The organism is Actinoplanes sp. NPDC026619, from assembly GCF_040638295.1.
GTDB lineage: Bacteria > Actinomycetota > Actinomycetes > Mycobacteriales > Micromonosporaceae > Actinoplanes.
The window spans coordinates 1-13000 of the sequence record NZ_JBEZYA010000061.1 but is presented as its reverse complement, the minus strand read 5'-3'; the positions used below and the strand labels follow the sequence as shown (position 1 = coordinate 13000).

At 68.3% G+C, this 13000-nt stretch carries 16 protein-coding genes and 2 pseudogenes; 13 read left to right on the top strand and 5 right to left on the bottom strand.

Going from position 1 to position 13000, the window contains the following annotated elements; all coding sequences use genetic code 11:
- Nucleotides 1-97: 97 nt before the first annotated feature.
- Nucleotides 98-238: pseudogene (locus tag AB0E90_RS51090) on the bottom strand (hypothetical protein); the annotation flags it as partial.
- Between the two features lie 222 nt (nucleotides 239-460).
- On the opposite strand from AB0E90_RS51090, the gene AB0E90_RS51085 reads away from it, so the two are divergent.
- Nucleotides 461-2053, top strand: coding sequence for a methyl-accepting chemotaxis protein (locus tag AB0E90_RS51085; RefSeq protein WP_360421051.1), 1593 nt, complete (start codon nucleotides 461-463; stop codon nucleotides 2051-2053).
- A 58-nt stretch (nucleotides 2054-2111) separates the two neighbouring features.
- Nucleotides 2112-3107, top strand: a complete 996-nt coding sequence (locus tag AB0E90_RS51080) for an aldo/keto reductase (RefSeq protein ID WP_360421049.1) — start codon at nucleotides 2112-2114, stop codon at nucleotides 3105-3107.
- A gap of 65 nt (nucleotides 3108-3172) precedes the next feature.
- Here the strand turns inward: AB0E90_RS51080 and AB0E90_RS51075 are convergent, their stop codons facing one another.
- The gene (locus AB0E90_RS51075) at nucleotides 3173-3481 is read right to left on the bottom strand and encodes an STAS domain-containing protein (RefSeq protein ID WP_360421047.1); all 309 of its coding nucleotides are present in this window, start codon (nucleotides 3479-3481) and stop codon (nucleotides 3173-3175) included.
- A 60-nt stretch (nucleotides 3482-3541) separates the two neighbouring features.
- On the bottom strand, nucleotides 3542-4072 hold the full coding sequence (locus AB0E90_RS51070) for a hypothetical protein (protein WP_360421045.1): 531 nt from the start codon (nucleotides 4070-4072) through the stop codon (nucleotides 3542-3544).
- Between the two features lie 142 nt (nucleotides 4073-4214).
- Here AB0E90_RS51070 and AB0E90_RS51065 point away from each other — a divergent pair, with 142 nt between their 5' ends.
- From AB0E90_RS51065 to AB0E90_RS51030, 8 genes and pseudogenes are all read left to right on the top strand, one after another.
- On the top strand, nucleotides 4215-4889 hold the full coding sequence (locus AB0E90_RS51065; RefSeq protein ID WP_360421043.1) for a nitroreductase family deazaflavin-dependent oxidoreductase: 675 nt from the start codon (nucleotides 4215-4217) through the stop codon (nucleotides 4887-4889).
- 113 nt (nucleotides 4890-5002) lie between these two features.
- Nucleotides 5003-5182 carry a hypothetical protein gene (locus AB0E90_RS51060; protein WP_360421041.1) on the top strand — a complete coding sequence of 60 codons (180 nt, stop codon included), beginning with the start codon at nucleotides 5003-5005 and terminating at the stop codon, nucleotides 5180-5182.
- On the top strand, nucleotides 5182-5643 hold the full coding sequence (locus AB0E90_RS51055) for a hypothetical protein (protein WP_360421039.1): 462 nt from the start codon (nucleotides 5182-5184) through the stop codon (nucleotides 5641-5643). The genes AB0E90_RS51060 and AB0E90_RS51055 overlap by 1 nt, the downstream gene beginning before the upstream one ends.
- Before the next feature lie 45 nt (nucleotides 5644-5688).
- A complete protein-coding gene (locus AB0E90_RS51050; RefSeq protein ID WP_360421037.1) occupies nucleotides 5689-5949 on the top strand; it encodes a hypothetical protein in 261 nt (86 codons plus the stop codon).
- A 223-nt stretch (nucleotides 5950-6172) separates the two neighbouring features.
- Complete coding sequence (locus AB0E90_RS51045) at nucleotides 6173-6361, top strand: hypothetical protein (RefSeq protein ID WP_360421035.1); 189 nt, start codon at nucleotides 6173-6175, stop codon at nucleotides 6359-6361.
- Nucleotides 6362-6677: 316 nt separating this feature from the next.
- Nucleotides 6678-6920, top strand: a complete 243-nt coding sequence (locus AB0E90_RS51040; protein WP_360421033.1) for a hypothetical protein — start codon at nucleotides 6678-6680, stop codon at nucleotides 6918-6920.
- A 300-nt stretch (nucleotides 6921-7220) separates the two neighbouring features.
- Nucleotides 7221-7931: a hypothetical protein gene (locus AB0E90_RS51035; RefSeq protein WP_360421031.1), complete on the top strand. Its 711-nt coding sequence runs from the start codon at nucleotides 7221-7223 to the stop codon at nucleotides 7929-7931.
- A gap of 671 nt (nucleotides 7932-8602) precedes the next feature.
- Nucleotides 8603-8875 (top strand): annotated as a pseudogene (locus AB0E90_RS51030) (LysR substrate-binding domain-containing protein); the annotation flags it as partial.
- 23 nt (nucleotides 8876-8898) lie between these two features.
- Here AB0E90_RS51030 and AB0E90_RS51025 read toward each other — a convergent pair.
- A complete protein-coding gene (locus AB0E90_RS51025; protein WP_360421029.1) occupies nucleotides 8899-9051 on the bottom strand; it encodes a hypothetical protein in 153 nt (50 codons plus the stop codon).
- Between the two features lie 270 nt (nucleotides 9052-9321).
- Between AB0E90_RS51025 and AB0E90_RS51020 the strand changes: the two genes are divergently transcribed.
- On the top strand, nucleotides 9322-10605 hold the full coding sequence (locus tag AB0E90_RS51020) for a hypothetical protein (RefSeq protein ID WP_360421027.1): 1284 nt from the start codon (nucleotides 9322-9324) through the stop codon (nucleotides 10603-10605).
- 55 nt (nucleotides 10606-10660) lie between these two features.
- Here AB0E90_RS51020 and AB0E90_RS51015 read toward each other — a convergent pair whose 3' ends face one another.
- The gene (locus AB0E90_RS51015) at nucleotides 10661-10897 is read right to left on the bottom strand and encodes a hypothetical protein (protein ID WP_360421025.1); all 237 of its coding nucleotides are present in this window, start codon (nucleotides 10895-10897) and stop codon (nucleotides 10661-10663) included.
- 1201 nt (nucleotides 10898-12098) lie between these two features.
- On the opposite strand from AB0E90_RS51015, the gene AB0E90_RS51010 reads away from it, so the two are divergent.
- Complete coding sequence (locus AB0E90_RS51010) at nucleotides 12099-12389, top strand: hypothetical protein (protein ID WP_360421023.1); 291 nt, start codon at nucleotides 12099-12101, stop codon at nucleotides 12387-12389.
- Nucleotides 12390-12689: 300 nt separating this feature from the next.
- The gene (locus AB0E90_RS51005; RefSeq protein ID WP_360421021.1) at nucleotides 12690-12914 is read left to right on the top strand and encodes a hypothetical protein; all 225 of its coding nucleotides are present in this window, start codon (nucleotides 12690-12692) and stop codon (nucleotides 12912-12914) included.
- Nucleotides 12915-13000: the final 86 nt, after the last annotated feature.

The window sequence follows — 13000 nt, the reverse complement described above, 5'->3', positions numbered from 1 at the left end:
GCCAAAGGCGCCATCGACCGCACCAACCACAACGCCACCATCACGATCACGCTGGGTTTGACAGCAAGCCCAGCACCCTAACTACGCGGCATTGGCGTTAACGCGCGGCCGTGGCGAAGGCTGATGGGGCGAACGGTGACGTGTCGGCTTCGGTGGGCACCTGCCGGGGGTTGGTCCCGGCGGTGATGGTGCCGTGGTGGCGGGTGACGACGCGTTCGCAGATGGCCAGGCCCAGGCCGGTTCCCGCGTACGGCTGGTCGGCGTGTGCGCGGTGGAACGCGGTGAAGACCTCGGCCTGCTGGAGTGACGCGAGCGCCCGAGATCAATGACCCAGGTTGCTGTCGCGGCTCGCCGGCCCAGCTTGGCTCTTAGTTCTGGTGTCGGCGTACCGATCAGTGGAGTAGAGGTCCGCTGCGTGGTCAGTTCGCACGGTCTCCCACGGCTGATCGGAGTTCGCGCAGTGAGGAATTGGAGCATCGGCAGGCGTCTGGGCGCCGGCTTCTTCGTGGTGGTGTTGACCATGGTGGCGCTGGTCGTGGCCGGTGTCGTGCAGGTCCGCAGTATCGACGACAAGCTGACCGTGATCAACGACCAGAACGCCGTCAAACAGCGCTTCGCGATCAACTTCCGGGGCAGCGTGCACGACCGGGCCATTGCCGTCCGCGATGTGGTCCTGGCCACCGACGACGCGCAGATCCAATCCGAGGTCGACCTCATCGCGAAGCTCGCTGACAAGTACAAGGCGTCCGAGGACAAGATGAACGCGATCTTCTCGGATCCGGCAAACACCAGTGATGCGGAGAAGGCGGCGCTCGCCGGCATCAACAAGGTGCAGGAGCAGACGCTTCCGCTGATCGAGCAGGTGGTCGCGCTGCAGCGTGCCGGTAAGGACGCGCAGGCGCTGAAGATGCTGGTCGACCAGGCGAAGCCGGCCTTCGTCGAGTGGCTCCGCGTGATCAATGTGTTCATCGATCTCGAGGAGGCGATGAACCAGAAGGAAAGTGCCGCGGCCCGGCACACCGCCGGTACGTTCATCGTGCTGATGACCACGTTGCTGCTGATCGCGATCGCGATCGCCGTGTTGGTCGCCTGGCGCAGCACGCGCAGCATCACCCGGCCGTTGGCCGAGGCCGGCGAGGTCATGGCCGCGGTGGCCGGCGGCGACATGACCCGGCGCCTGGACGTGCGGTCGCAGGACGAGGTGGGACGGATGAGCGCCTCGATGAACGCCGCGCTGGATTCGGTCGGCGCGGTACTGACCCGGTTGGCTCAGAGCTCCGCCACGCTCGGCGCGGCCAGCGACCGCATCAGTACCCTCTCGACCGAGCTGGCGGGCGGCGCGCAGCGTTCGTCGGCCCAGGCCGAGACGGTCGCCTCCGCGGCAGACGAGGTGTCCCGCAGCGTGCAGACCGTCGCGGCCGGCTCGGAGGAGATGGGCACTTCGATCCGCGAGATCGCGCAGAATGCCAGTCAGGCGGCCAACGTCGCCGGGCAGGCCGTCACGGTGACCCGCACCACGACCGAGACCGTATCCCGGCTCGGCACCTCCAGCCAGGAGATCGGCGATGTGATCAAGGTGATCACCAGCATCGCCGAGCAGACCAATCTGCTGGCGTTGAACGCCACCATCGAATCAGCCAGGGCCGGCGAGGCCGGCAAGGGCTTCGCGGTGGTCGCCGGCGAAGTCAAGGACCTGGCGCAGGAGACGGCCCGGGCCACCGAGGACATCTCCCGGCGGGTGCAGGCGATCCAGGCCGACACGGCCGGCGCGGTTTCGGCGATCCAGGAGGTCTCCCGAATCATCGGCAAGATCAACGACTACCAGACTACGATCGCGTCGGCGGTCGAGGAGCAGACCGCGACGACCAACGAGATGAACCGCAGTGTGGCCGAAGCCGCCGACGGCTCGGGTCAGATCGCCGCGAACATCGGCGAGGTGGCGGCCCTGGCCCGTACCAGCAGCGAGTTGGTCAGCCAGTCCGAGCAGGCCGCCCGGGAGCTGTCCCACGTGTCGCAGGAATTGCGCGAGCTGGTCGCAACCTTCAAGCTTTAGCCTTGCGCTCGACGTCTCGGCGGGCGGCATCCGCCTGATCCGGCGTAGGTTCGGAATCATGGAATACACCCGCCTGGGCCGTAGTGGCCTCTCCGTGTCCCGGCTAGTGCTCGGCACCATGAATTTCGGGCCGGAGACGTCCGAGGGCGACAGCCACGCGATCATGGACCAAGCCCACGATCAAGGGATCAACTTCTTCGACACCGCCAATGTGTACGGTCGTAAACAGGGCGAAGGCGTCACCGAGCAGATCATCGGGCGCTGGTTCGCCGGCGGTGCCGCCCGCCGGGAGAAGACTGTCCTGGCCACCAAGTTCTACGGCAGCATGGGCGACTGGCCCAACGACAACCTGTCGTCGGCGCTGAACATCCGCCGGGCGTGCGACGCGTCGCTCAAACGGCTGCAGACCGACTACATCGATCTGTACCAGATGCACCACGTCGACCGGGCAACGCCGTGGGACGAGATCTGGGAGGCGTTCAGCGTCCTGCGTCAGCAGGGCAAGGTTCTCTATTTCGGCTCGTCCAACTTCGCCGGCTGGCACCTCGCCCAGGCGCAGGAGGCCGCCCGCACGCGGCACTTCCTCGGCCTGGTCAGCGAGCAGTCCATCTACAACCTGCTGAACCGCTGGGTCGAGCTCGAGGTGCTGCCCGCCGCCCGCGAATACGGGCTCGGCGTGATCCCCTGGTCGCCGCTGAACGGCGGCGTGCTCGGTGGTGTCCTGCGCAAGCAGCGCGAGGGCGGCGCCTCCTCCCGCAGCACCTCGGAACGCTCGGCCGGCGAGCTGGCCAAGCACCACGCCGCCGTCGAGGCCTACGAGAAGCTCTGCGCCGACCTCGGCGAGGACCCGGCGAACGTCGGCCTGGCTTGGCTGCTCGCCCAGCCCGGGGTGACCGGCCCGATCATCGGCCCGCGCACCGCCGCCCAGCTCGACGGGGCCCTGCGCGCCCTGGAGATCAAGCTGGACGAGCCCACGCTGGCCCGCCTCGACGAGCTGTTCCCGGCGCCGGGCCCGAACGGCACCAAGCCCGCCCCCGAGGCGTACGCCTGGTAACAGCTCCCCTGCCGGAAGCCGAACGGCGGCCCGCCGACCAGCAGGCCGCCGTTCGCCGAGCGCCGTCAGTTTCCGAGGAGGCGGTCCAGGACGCCGGTGATCTCCAGCACGCGCCGGACCCCCGTTTGCAGGTTGCGCACCTGGAAGGTGACACCGCGATCAGTGGCTTGGCGGTACGCCTTGTCGAACGCGGCGATGCCGGACGAGTCACAGAATGTCAGCTGCGCGAGGTCGGCGATCACGGTGGTGGTCCCGGCGGCGGTGATGGCCTGGGTGAGCGCAGCCTCCAGGTCGTCGGCAGTCGCCATGTCGATCTCGCCGGCCACGAGGAGACGAAACACCCCGTCGCTCGTCGCCGTCGTGCTGATCTCCATGCCGGACCTCCCTCCTGCCCTCGCCGTGCGCACGCGATGGCAGCGTCGGCGCCTGACCTGTCAATAGGTTTCTGGCGGCGCTGTGACGAAGCCGAGATTCTGCGGCCCTCGGAACGGGAACTTGACTCTCTCGTAGCGGACGTGGTTCCGCTTGAACCATTCCCCGATTGACTCGGCCAGGGCATCGCGCCCGAGTCGTTGGTCGTCTCGCCAGAAGTTACAGCAGGGGACAAGGACGGTTGCTCTGCCCAGCGCTGAGTGAACGACCTCGCGTAACGCTTGGTCGGGATGAAGACCGACGATCAGATCGTAGTAGGCGGCGTCTTCCGCCAGGTAGGGAACGGCGCGTGACTCGACACCCTTCAGCGTCCATCCTCGCGGATCAACGACCTCGACCCGGTAGTTGAGGCGCTTGCGGAGCTCCCGCGCCAGCATTCCCTGGCCGCCGGCCACGTCGGCAATGTTCTCGACCGAGTTGCCGAAGCGCTCGCCGATGAACTCTGCCATCAAGTGGAAACGATCCGGGTCTCCGTGGAACCGGTGCCCGTTGGCCTTCGGCGGGTGCGGTCTGCTCTTGACGTGATCACCCACCCTCGGACCGTACCGTACCGCCGCGGCACCCTCCGGCGCTGTCGGGACCAGTTCGGGCGCAGGGCGCCGGTGCAGTGGCGATCGCGACCAGGTGGCCGGGGGACACCCGTTCCATCCGCGGGGTGGGCATGGTGGCGGCAAATTGGACGGCATCTACCGCCCCGTGTCTCCAGGTGTCGCACGCGCGTTCGTCGATGACCTGCAGTACGCGGGCAGTCTGAAGGCGATATGGAGCGAGGGCGGTATCAGGCCGAGGGTGCATTGCCACCGCGTACGGCTTGCGGGGTTTCTTTGTGCCTGGCCCGGGCTGGGAATCGTCCTCCATCCGATCACACATGAGGATGGGGATTGCATGAGCGAAACGTACGCCAACTTCGACGTCAACGAATTCCAGCGTCGAATCATCCAGGAGTTTCGCGAGAACGGCGGCAAGGTCGGCGGGATGTTCCAGGACGCCACGCTGGCGTTGCTGACTACCACCGGCGCGCGGACGGGCGAGCAGCGCACAGTGCCGCTCGGCTATCTGGAGGTCCATGGAAAATCGGTCGTCGTGGCCTCGGCCATGGGCGCCCCGAGAAATCCGGGCTGGTACCACAACATCCGGCAAGATCCGGCGGTGACCGTGGAGTTGGGCACCGACACGTACCGCGCGATGGCAGCCATCCCGGACGGCGACGAGTACGAGAAGCTGTGGGCCGAGGTGGTGGAGCAGGCACCCGGCTACGGTGACTACCAGGCCCGGACGACCCGCCGGATCCCGGTTGTGGTGTTGCACCGGCTCGGCCCCGAGCCGGGCGCCGACATGAAGGCCAAGTAGAAGGAACGTCCCACGGCGGCCGCCTCGCCGTCGACGTCGCGCGCGTGATCCTGTCGCCCGGTGCGTAGCGCCATTTCCGCCAGGAACGTGACGGCGCCGAACTGCTCGCGGGCATGGCCAGCGGCCGGATGTCCAGCGACCTGACGGCGGAGGAGACCGGGCTGGCGTTGCTGGCTCTGACCGACGGGTTCTACATCGCCCGGCGGGTCGGCAACCGGCCGCCTGAGCTGGAGACCATCAGCCGCATCGCCGAGACGGTGGCCCGGCGTGTGATCCAGGTGCACGAGATCTGATGGCGAGTCTTCCGGTGGCCCGGCCCTGGTTCCGGGTGACCCGCGTGGACGACTCGATCACCCGGATCGAGGAGCCGTTCGCGGTGGTCGCCCACGCCCATCTCGACCATCTCGGGTCGGCGCACGAGTTCGCCGAGTGCTGGGCACACGAGCTCGAGCCGACCGAGGCGCTCGGCCAGGGCACGCTGTCCGGGCCGGAGCTGCTCGAGATCCTGGGTGCGGGGGACAGCGGGTTCGATCCGCCGGGCGAGGTGATGTTGTCCGCGCTTCCGTACGCCGGTTACGACGTCGAGCGGTACGCGCTTCATCCGGTCCTGCCGAGCCGGCGGGTGCGCTCAGCCGAGATCGCTGACGCCGAGGGCGCACGACGTGCGCGCCCGTCGGGGCGGCCTTGGCGATCTCCTGCGCGGCGCCTCCCTGCGATCCCGCGAGGAGAAGTTACGAGGCGTGGCCCGTGTTGAAGGCGACGGGCGGGGGAGCGGGCGACGACGCCGATGAGGTGGTTGATGAGGCCGTCGGTCAGGCCTGCGGCCAACAGGTCCCAGGCGGGCGGCACCTGCATCTCGCTGATCACCTGGGCGACCGCGGTCGTGGGCCGTGCATACGGCCACAGGCCCGCGGTGATGATGACGATCGCGGCGGCGAAGTGCTGCGCGCCGGCGTTGTCCAGGTGGAGCGTCGCCGGGCTCGACGGCACCCGGGTGCGCCTGTCCGGCGACACCGGCCGGGTGAGCTGGTGCAGGTCGACACCTCACCGCTGGACGTGATCGCGTTGCTCGACGAGGGTCAGCCCCGGTCGGGTCTACCTGGGATAGGTCGTAAGGGTCGTAGTGGATCTCCCAGCGCCGAACGGAGCGCGGTCCGGTCTCCCGCCGGTCCGCACTCCTGGCCCTCTCGCCGCGGAAGGAATCCGATGATCACACTTGATTGCTCGGGCGGCCTCGACCACGGCGACGGCAACGCGATGCTCCTGCTGGCGGCAACGTCAAGGTGTACGGCCGCTGGCCCGGCCTCGCAGCGTCCCAGCTGATCGACGGCGACCTGGCCCTGACCACCGACTGCCGCGCGGTGATCGCCGAGGTGCTTCGGGTCCGGTGCGGCCTCTCCAACGCGGCGTCCGTCTTCCCGGGCCTGTCCAGCTCGGCGCTGGGCCTGGTGCCGGCCTGGCGACTGACGTGAGGCTCGGCGCGACCATTTCGACCGGCATCTACTCGGCGGGCCTGGCGATGCACCTGATCAATGGGTACTGAGACGGGCGTGGGTAAGTGTGCGGTAAGCAGATCCGCCTACCTTGGCTCGCATGCCGTGGAATGTGCCGCGGTGCTCGACGAACGAGGGAAGTGTTGCGATGCGAAGGTTGAGATTGCTGTCCTTGGCGGCGGCCGGTGCCGTCGCTCTGTCCAGCGTGGTGGTCTCGGGCAGTGCCGCTGAGGCTGCCTCCTGCACGGTCGGACCGAACAACTCCGTCAGTAACAGCACGCGCCTGGGATACATCTTGGACGTTCGGGTCTACCACCTGCAGAACTGCTCCAGCTACACCACCTTGCACTCGAGTGACGACACCTATCACGATCTGCACTGGAGTCAGGTCGCGGCCGTTTACACCCCCGCCAACCGATGCGCCGAGCTCGGGTACAACGACTCGGCCGGGTACCACATAATCAAGATCATGCAGGGCAACCAGAAGGTGTCGCTGCCGGACTCCCGCAATTACATCGTCGCTCCCTATCCCTGCTGACCCGCACGCGCCGCGACTGCCGGCGTCGGACGCGCCGACAGTCGCGTGGCCGGGCTTTCCACTTCGGACGGAGCGAGCCCGCCGCCGCGAATTTCCGGTTCTGCGGACTACCGACGAAGCTCGCCTCCTGGAGTGCCCGGGCATGGTCTATCCCGTAGATCGTAAACATCGAGCAGGTCAATTCCGGGCCGCCCTGGGCCGCTCTGCCTTCCCGGCCCGCGTGTGTTTCTTTCGCGGCTTGGCAGGCCCGTAGTCTCCCCTGCGAGACATCCACAACCATCGACCACGGGGAGAGCCGCAATGTTGATGTACCGCCCGATACGCCTGCTGTTCGCGTTTGCCTTCATGCTCATGTGCTTCGGCTTGGGCCTGCTCTTCGACGGCGATGTCGTCAAGGGCCTGGCCGTCGCGATCCCGGCGGCCGCGGTGACGGCCGGGATGGTGACCGTCTTCTTCCGCAACCGGGGCGAGGTGTTCACCGACTGGCAGACGAGCCCGCTACCGGGGCAGGTGCCGACCCCTCAGGACCAGCTGGGCGGCAAGCTGGCCGGCGTCTATAGCCTGCTGCCGTTCGCCGGGGCCGGCGCCCTGCTGTTCGCCGCCTGGACGCACGGCCCGGACAGCACGGGTGCGCGGGTCATCGTCATGCTCTTCGTCCTGGTCTTCGCTGGTGTTCCGGCGCTCCTCGGCTTCGGCCTGCTGAAGGCCGCCGTGATGTGGTACTACGGCAACTCGGCGGGACGCCTCGGCGTGAAGCGGCTCTGCTGGTTCATCGCCATCCCGGCCGCGTTGATGGTGCTGGGCGGGCTGACCGACTCCGATTCACATGCCGCACTGGCCTGGAGCCTGCCGGTGCTCGTGGTGACCGCCGCTCTGATGTACCTCGCCCGCACCACCGAGGCGGACCGGGTCGCCCTGCAGGCGGCCGCGGAGGCGGAGCGCGCCAAGGTCAACGAGATCTTCGAGCAGATGGCGGCCGACCGCGAGCGCCCGGAACAGCAGCAGCTCTAACCGCAGTCACGTCGAAGAGACGGCCCCGGCCACGGCCGGAGTCGTCTCTTCGACGCACCCGCATCAGCGGCGTCCGTCTCCGGGAGGGAAACAGCGGATGGGTTCGCCTGAGGGCGGTGACGTGGTCTCACGTTCGGCGGAGGCTCGCTGGATCCGCGCTCCCCTGACCGGAGATGGCCGGGAGCGCCGGCGGATCGCTCGCGAGGAACTACCCGGCGGACCGCCGTTCCAGGTGACCCCCATCGCATGTGCGGTGACGGCCCGCCGGCTGTTCGGCGCGCAGTGGGACAGCCGGGTAATCAGCACCTTCGCCCGGCGCATCGTCGAGCGGTCGCCGGCCTTCGGACGCTACCTGACCCGCGACGACTTCGTGCCGCGAGCTCATTCCACGGGCCGCCCGCCTCGACCGTTCCCCGCCGAGAAGGGGCGGGACACTGAGCTTGCCTCAACGAAGCGGCCCTCTGTTCCGTTCTCGCCGACGCAGAGGAGGGCGTGGCTTTGCGAGGCAACGTCCTCGCGCGCTAATGCCCCGTACCCGATTTCGTTCGGTCGCATCATTGACCTGGTCAGTGGCTACCGGCCAGATGCCGGTGCCCATGACCGACGCGTACCAGTTCGGGTGATGTTGGCCAGCACGTCCCGGCGGCGGTCGAGTTCGCGCAGCGGCCCGCGCCGGTGCGAGTCCGGCGCGGTCGCCGGCGGCGCTGGAGTTGTCGACCACGGCGGCGGTCCGGGCGGCGGTGCTGGACGGCGCCGGCCCGGTCGTGATCAGCGGGCTCGCGGTCGGCGACGACCTGCGCTCGGGTCGGCTGCGGCGGATAGCGGTGGCGAATCTCGATCTCCGCCGGCAGCTGCGGGCGGTGTGGACCGGGAGCCGGATGCCGCCGGCCGGGGCCGTCCGGGACCTGCTGGCGCACGTCGGGGCGCTCGCCGGCCATCGATGAGGCGGCTTCGAGGCGTCAGCCGTTCAGCTTGACCGCGCGGCGTACGTCCTCGGCGTACGTCCGGGTCGTTCCCCGGCCGCGAAGTGGCCGCCGGGTTTCGTGGTGACGTAAGGGCGGACGTTGAGGAACGCCTCGGCGTAGCTGCGCGGCTCGGGCTTGATGTCCTTCGCGAACACCGAGAGCAGCGTCGGTGAGTCGAGCGGGCGGCGAAGCGCGGCCGGTGCGGTGCACGTGGTGAAGGAAGTGCCGATCGTCGCCGGGTGCTGCGCGCCGAGCTCGGCGACCCGACCGCTCTACAGGGGTGGCTGAGCGTCACCATCCAACTCTTAGCCGACGGGTTCCGGCCTGGCCGGCCGAGCTGAACCACGTCATGGCCGCTTCCCACGCGGATCCGCCCGAGCGACTGCTGGACGCCGGGGACATCCCGGGCCTGTTAGCGTGCGGCCATGGCGGAGAGGGTGGCGGCCCAGCGGGCGAGCGGGCTGGTGTTCGCCGGGATCGTCGGGGCTTTGGCCGGAGCCGCGATCGCCGGGCGCCGGGGCTCGCGGGCGGCGCTGGCCGGTGGGCTTCTAGGTGCGGCAGGGCTGGTGGCGACCGAGGCGGTGGCGCGGGCCCGGCAGCGGCCCGGGGAGATTCCGGCGTGGTGGTCGCGGGTGGTGATGAGCGGTGCGATCGCGGCGCCCGCCGGGTGGCTCGGTGGCCGGCTGGGCAAGGCGGGGCCGGTGACGGTGGGGCTGACCGGTGGGGCGGTGGCCGGGGCGCTCGGTCTGCGGCCGCAGAAGGTCGCGCTCGGGCCGGTCGTCGGCGCCGCCGTGGGGATGGGCTGGCGTCTGGCCGGTGGCCGGGAGGTGCCGCCGGCGGCCGTGGCCGCCAGCGCGGTGGTCGGATTCCGGGCGCTGTCGGCGCTGCTGTTCCGCGATGCGCAGGTGAATCTGCTGGCCGAGCGGGTGCGGGCCGAGGACCTGCCGTTCGTGGTTCCGCTGGAAGCGCGCGGCCGCTACGTCGGCGTCGATTACGTGCGTACGCTCGCCGAGGTGCTCGGCGGCCGCTACCAGGCGAACGCCGAGGACGTGGGAATCGTCGGCTCGCTCGACGACCTGGCCGGCCCGCAGTTCGACCCGGCCGGGGTGGATTCGCTGGTGCGCGAGTTCTATGAGCACACCACCCGGTTTCGGCTCGACATCGTGCCCGAGTGGCGGCTCTGGGTGCGGCCCGGCTACCTGCTCTACCGGTCGTTGGTGGCCCGCCCGGTCGGCCAGGCCAACGTGCCGATGAACCAGCGGGAGACCCTGCGCGGCGTCCGCAGCCGGATCGACACGATCACCCCGGAAGGCAACGGCCCGATCGGCGTACGGGGATGGATCCGGTCGTTCGCCGACACCGACGAGCCGATCTACGTGGGCATCTACACGACCTATCGGCACGACGGCCGTGGCTATGTGAGCGTCGGCTTCCCGGTGCCGCACGGCAGCTTCACCGCGACCCTGCTGCCGCTGCCCCGCGGGGACGGCGGGCTGGTGCTGACCAGCCGCAGCGAACTCGATCACCCCGGCCACTACCTGACCTACATCGACGCGGCGACCCGTGAACTGACCACGCTCGCGGTGCCCGGCTTCGCGGAACGCCTCGACGTTTTCACCGAGAACGGCGAACTGCGGGCCGAGCACGCGTTCGCGCTCTACGGACTGCCGTTCATGGTGCTGCACTACACCATCCGCCGGAAACCCTGACCTCGAACGACGCCGACATGTCCGAGCGTGGTGTCCGCCGTCGTGTGCCGCGTGTTCATCGCTCACCGCTCTTGTCCACCGCCGTCAGCGCGTAGATCAGGTCAGCCGTGCGTGGTCCGGATGGGCCGGGCTCGGGCAGCGGCAGCGGACGGCGCCGCAGCGGACCGGCGGCGTGCCCGGTCGCGGGCCGGGTGGCCGGCCGGGCCGGGATCACCGCCGGGATCACCGCCGGGATCAGCACGGCGTCGGGGGACTGCGCGGGGCGGGGGAAAGGAAGATGGGAGGCGGTCATGCCGACCACCTCCGCCGCCCGGTATGGGGCGACCAGGGGCAGAAAAACGAAAGTGCGTGTCCGGATTTCTCTGAACACGCACACCGGATACCGCGCATCAATGCGGAAAATCCGTGTCCGGAGCCCAACACGACAGTGACCACACCGCGATCGCAGCATGCGTACTGGAGGTCGGACCAAACGGTCGCCGTTCGTCTCCGCATATTCACCGTGCTCTGGCTCGACCGGATACTGATGGCGTGGGCGGTGCCGGTCGCGATCGACCGGCCGGTCGACGGGTTCCTTCGGAAGGAATTGACTGGGCAGAGGCGCGCCACCGTGCCGTGCTCGCCGGCGACGACACTCGGGTGGGGTTCTTGCCCGAACGCCGTGCTGAGAGCATTCGGCGGACAGCCCTGTTGCGCGGGCGACCTCCGGGTGCGTGAACAGCCGGCGACCGCGCGGATGGACCTGCCTGAACAGGTAGTCGCTTCTCGACGAGGGTGCGGGGTGCCTGGTCGGCAGGCGCGTCGGCTCGATCACTCACAGAGCACCGTCCTTTTAGGCCTCACGCTATTCAACAAACCATTGACACCAGTCAAAGACCGGCGTTAACTGGCCGTGCCAGTATGGTGATCCAGCCGATCCGCCAGGTCATTATTTAGACAGACGCGGATCGGCACAGTCGGATGGGTGAGAGCGCCCGACCCGACTGCCGACACGGGGGAGGAACGATGGAGGGATCCATGCGGCCACGCGCCTATTCGGCGCTCCAGGCCTAGACCTTTCGCCTTTCATTCGTCATCGCAGGAGAACCCGCAGACGGGCACGCACTCGTGTCCGCCTGTGGAGATCGCGCGCACACGGACACACCATTCCACGTGTCCCGGTTGCACGGAGCGGATGAATTCAGGTGAAAGGAGCACAGCATGACCACCGGATTGCCCGGATGAGGACGGCGGACGCTCACGATCGCGACTATGGTCATGGTCCGTGTGCCGGGTCAAGCGTTCGCGTCGCCGGGCGACAAAGGCGACGGCAAACCCGCCCGGCTCATCGGAATGGAGAGGCTGAGCACGCCGTACGGGGCGGCGTCACGCTCACGCTCCAGCCGGCGAAGTTCTCCCGCAAGGCGTTGATGACGTCGGCCGGCGTCGTCACGCCGACGGCCGAATCGCCAGGCACCGACCACTCGCCCTACTGAACCAGGGCGGAATACGGCATGCCCGGTGGCTTCTACTGCACCAGCGACTTCGGCATTTATGCCGGCGCGTCGACAGCCATCGTGAGCGACCTGCCACCATTCGGCCCGATGCCCGCCGGCGTACCAATCAGGAAAACTCGCGACAGTCGCAATACGGCGGCGACGGCGACAGCATCTTCTTCCATGTCCGATCTCGACGGCGGTGCCTCTGACGGCCAGAAGAACGGGTCGCGAATGTCGAATCAACGCTGCTTAGACGCCAGAAATGCGATCGGCGTCAACAAGGGTGGCGACGGCGCGGGTCATTGAGGCCCGGGCGAATTCCGTATGGCTCGCACTGGGTCCACAGTGGTCGTAAGTTCCGATTCAGCAACTTGCGAGCGGTCCAGCTTCTTGTGCGAGATGAAGAGCCACGCGTATTGAGACATCCAAACGGGGAGTAACTCAAAAACCATGAATACATGGCGAACATCCAGAGATCGTCGAACGCTGCTCCTGTCGCTTACCGCCGGAATCGTCACGGCACTTCTGGGGCTGGGGGCGCCTGCAGCGGCAAATGCGGCGCAGTCCTCCGACCCTCAGCCTCCTGGTGCTGACGGCGAGGTAGGAGTGACCGTCCTTGCAGCCGGGACCTCTCAGAACGGATGGCCGGCCAACTCCGATCCCGCAGCCATCGACGTCGCAAGCTTTTCCGTTCCCGGCACCAGCCCGGCACGATCACTCACGGTCCGGGGCGGGGATGTCAAAACAATCCTGATTGGCGTCGCCGCCCGTTTCGACAGCACCGTCGAGCGGCTCGGCACGGACATCGGTGGATACAATTACCGTAACTAATCAGGTCAGCTGATTGCGGGGATCCATGGTCGGCCGGACGTGAGTTGGACGAGGGCGTCGTAGAGGTTGAGGCCGTGTTTGGTTGC

What these genes read in the sequence shown, in the direction of transcription:
- AB0E90_RS51080 (WP_360421049.1), top strand. Translation starts at nt 2,112, where the DNA reads ATGGAATACACCCGCCTGGGCCGTAGTGGCCTCTCCGTGTCCCGGCTA.
- AB0E90_RS51075 (WP_360421047.1), bottom strand. Translation starts at nt 3,481, where the DNA reads ATGGAGATCAGCACGACGGCGACGAGCGACGGGGTGTTTCGTCTCCTC.
- AB0E90_RS51060 (WP_360421041.1), top strand. Translation starts at nt 5,003, where the DNA reads ATGGCCAGCGGCCGGATGTCCAGCGACCTGACGGCGGAGGAGACCGGG.
- AB0E90_RS51055 (WP_360421039.1), top strand. Translation starts at nt 5,182, where the DNA reads ATGGCGAGTCTTCCGGTGGCCCGGCCCTGGTTCCGGGTGACCCGCGTG.
- AB0E90_RS51050 (WP_360421037.1), top strand. Translation starts at nt 5,689, where the DNA reads ATGAGGCCGTCGGTCAGGCCTGCGGCCAACAGGTCCCAGGCGGGCGGC.
- AB0E90_RS51035 (WP_360421031.1), top strand. Translation starts at nt 7,221, where the DNA reads ATGTTGATGTACCGCCCGATACGCCTGCTGTTCGCGTTTGCCTTCATG.
- AB0E90_RS51020 (WP_360421027.1), top strand. Translation starts at nt 9,322, where the DNA reads ATGGCGGAGAGGGTGGCGGCCCAGCGGGCGAGCGGGCTGGTGTTCGCC.
- AB0E90_RS51015 (WP_360421025.1), bottom strand. Translation starts at nt 10,897, where the DNA reads ATGACCGCCTCCCATCTTCCTTTCCCCCGCCCCGCGCAGTCCCCCGAC.
- AB0E90_RS51010 (WP_360421023.1), top strand. Translation starts at nt 12,099, where the DNA reads ATGCCCGGTGGCTTCTACTGCACCAGCGACTTCGGCATTTATGCCGGC.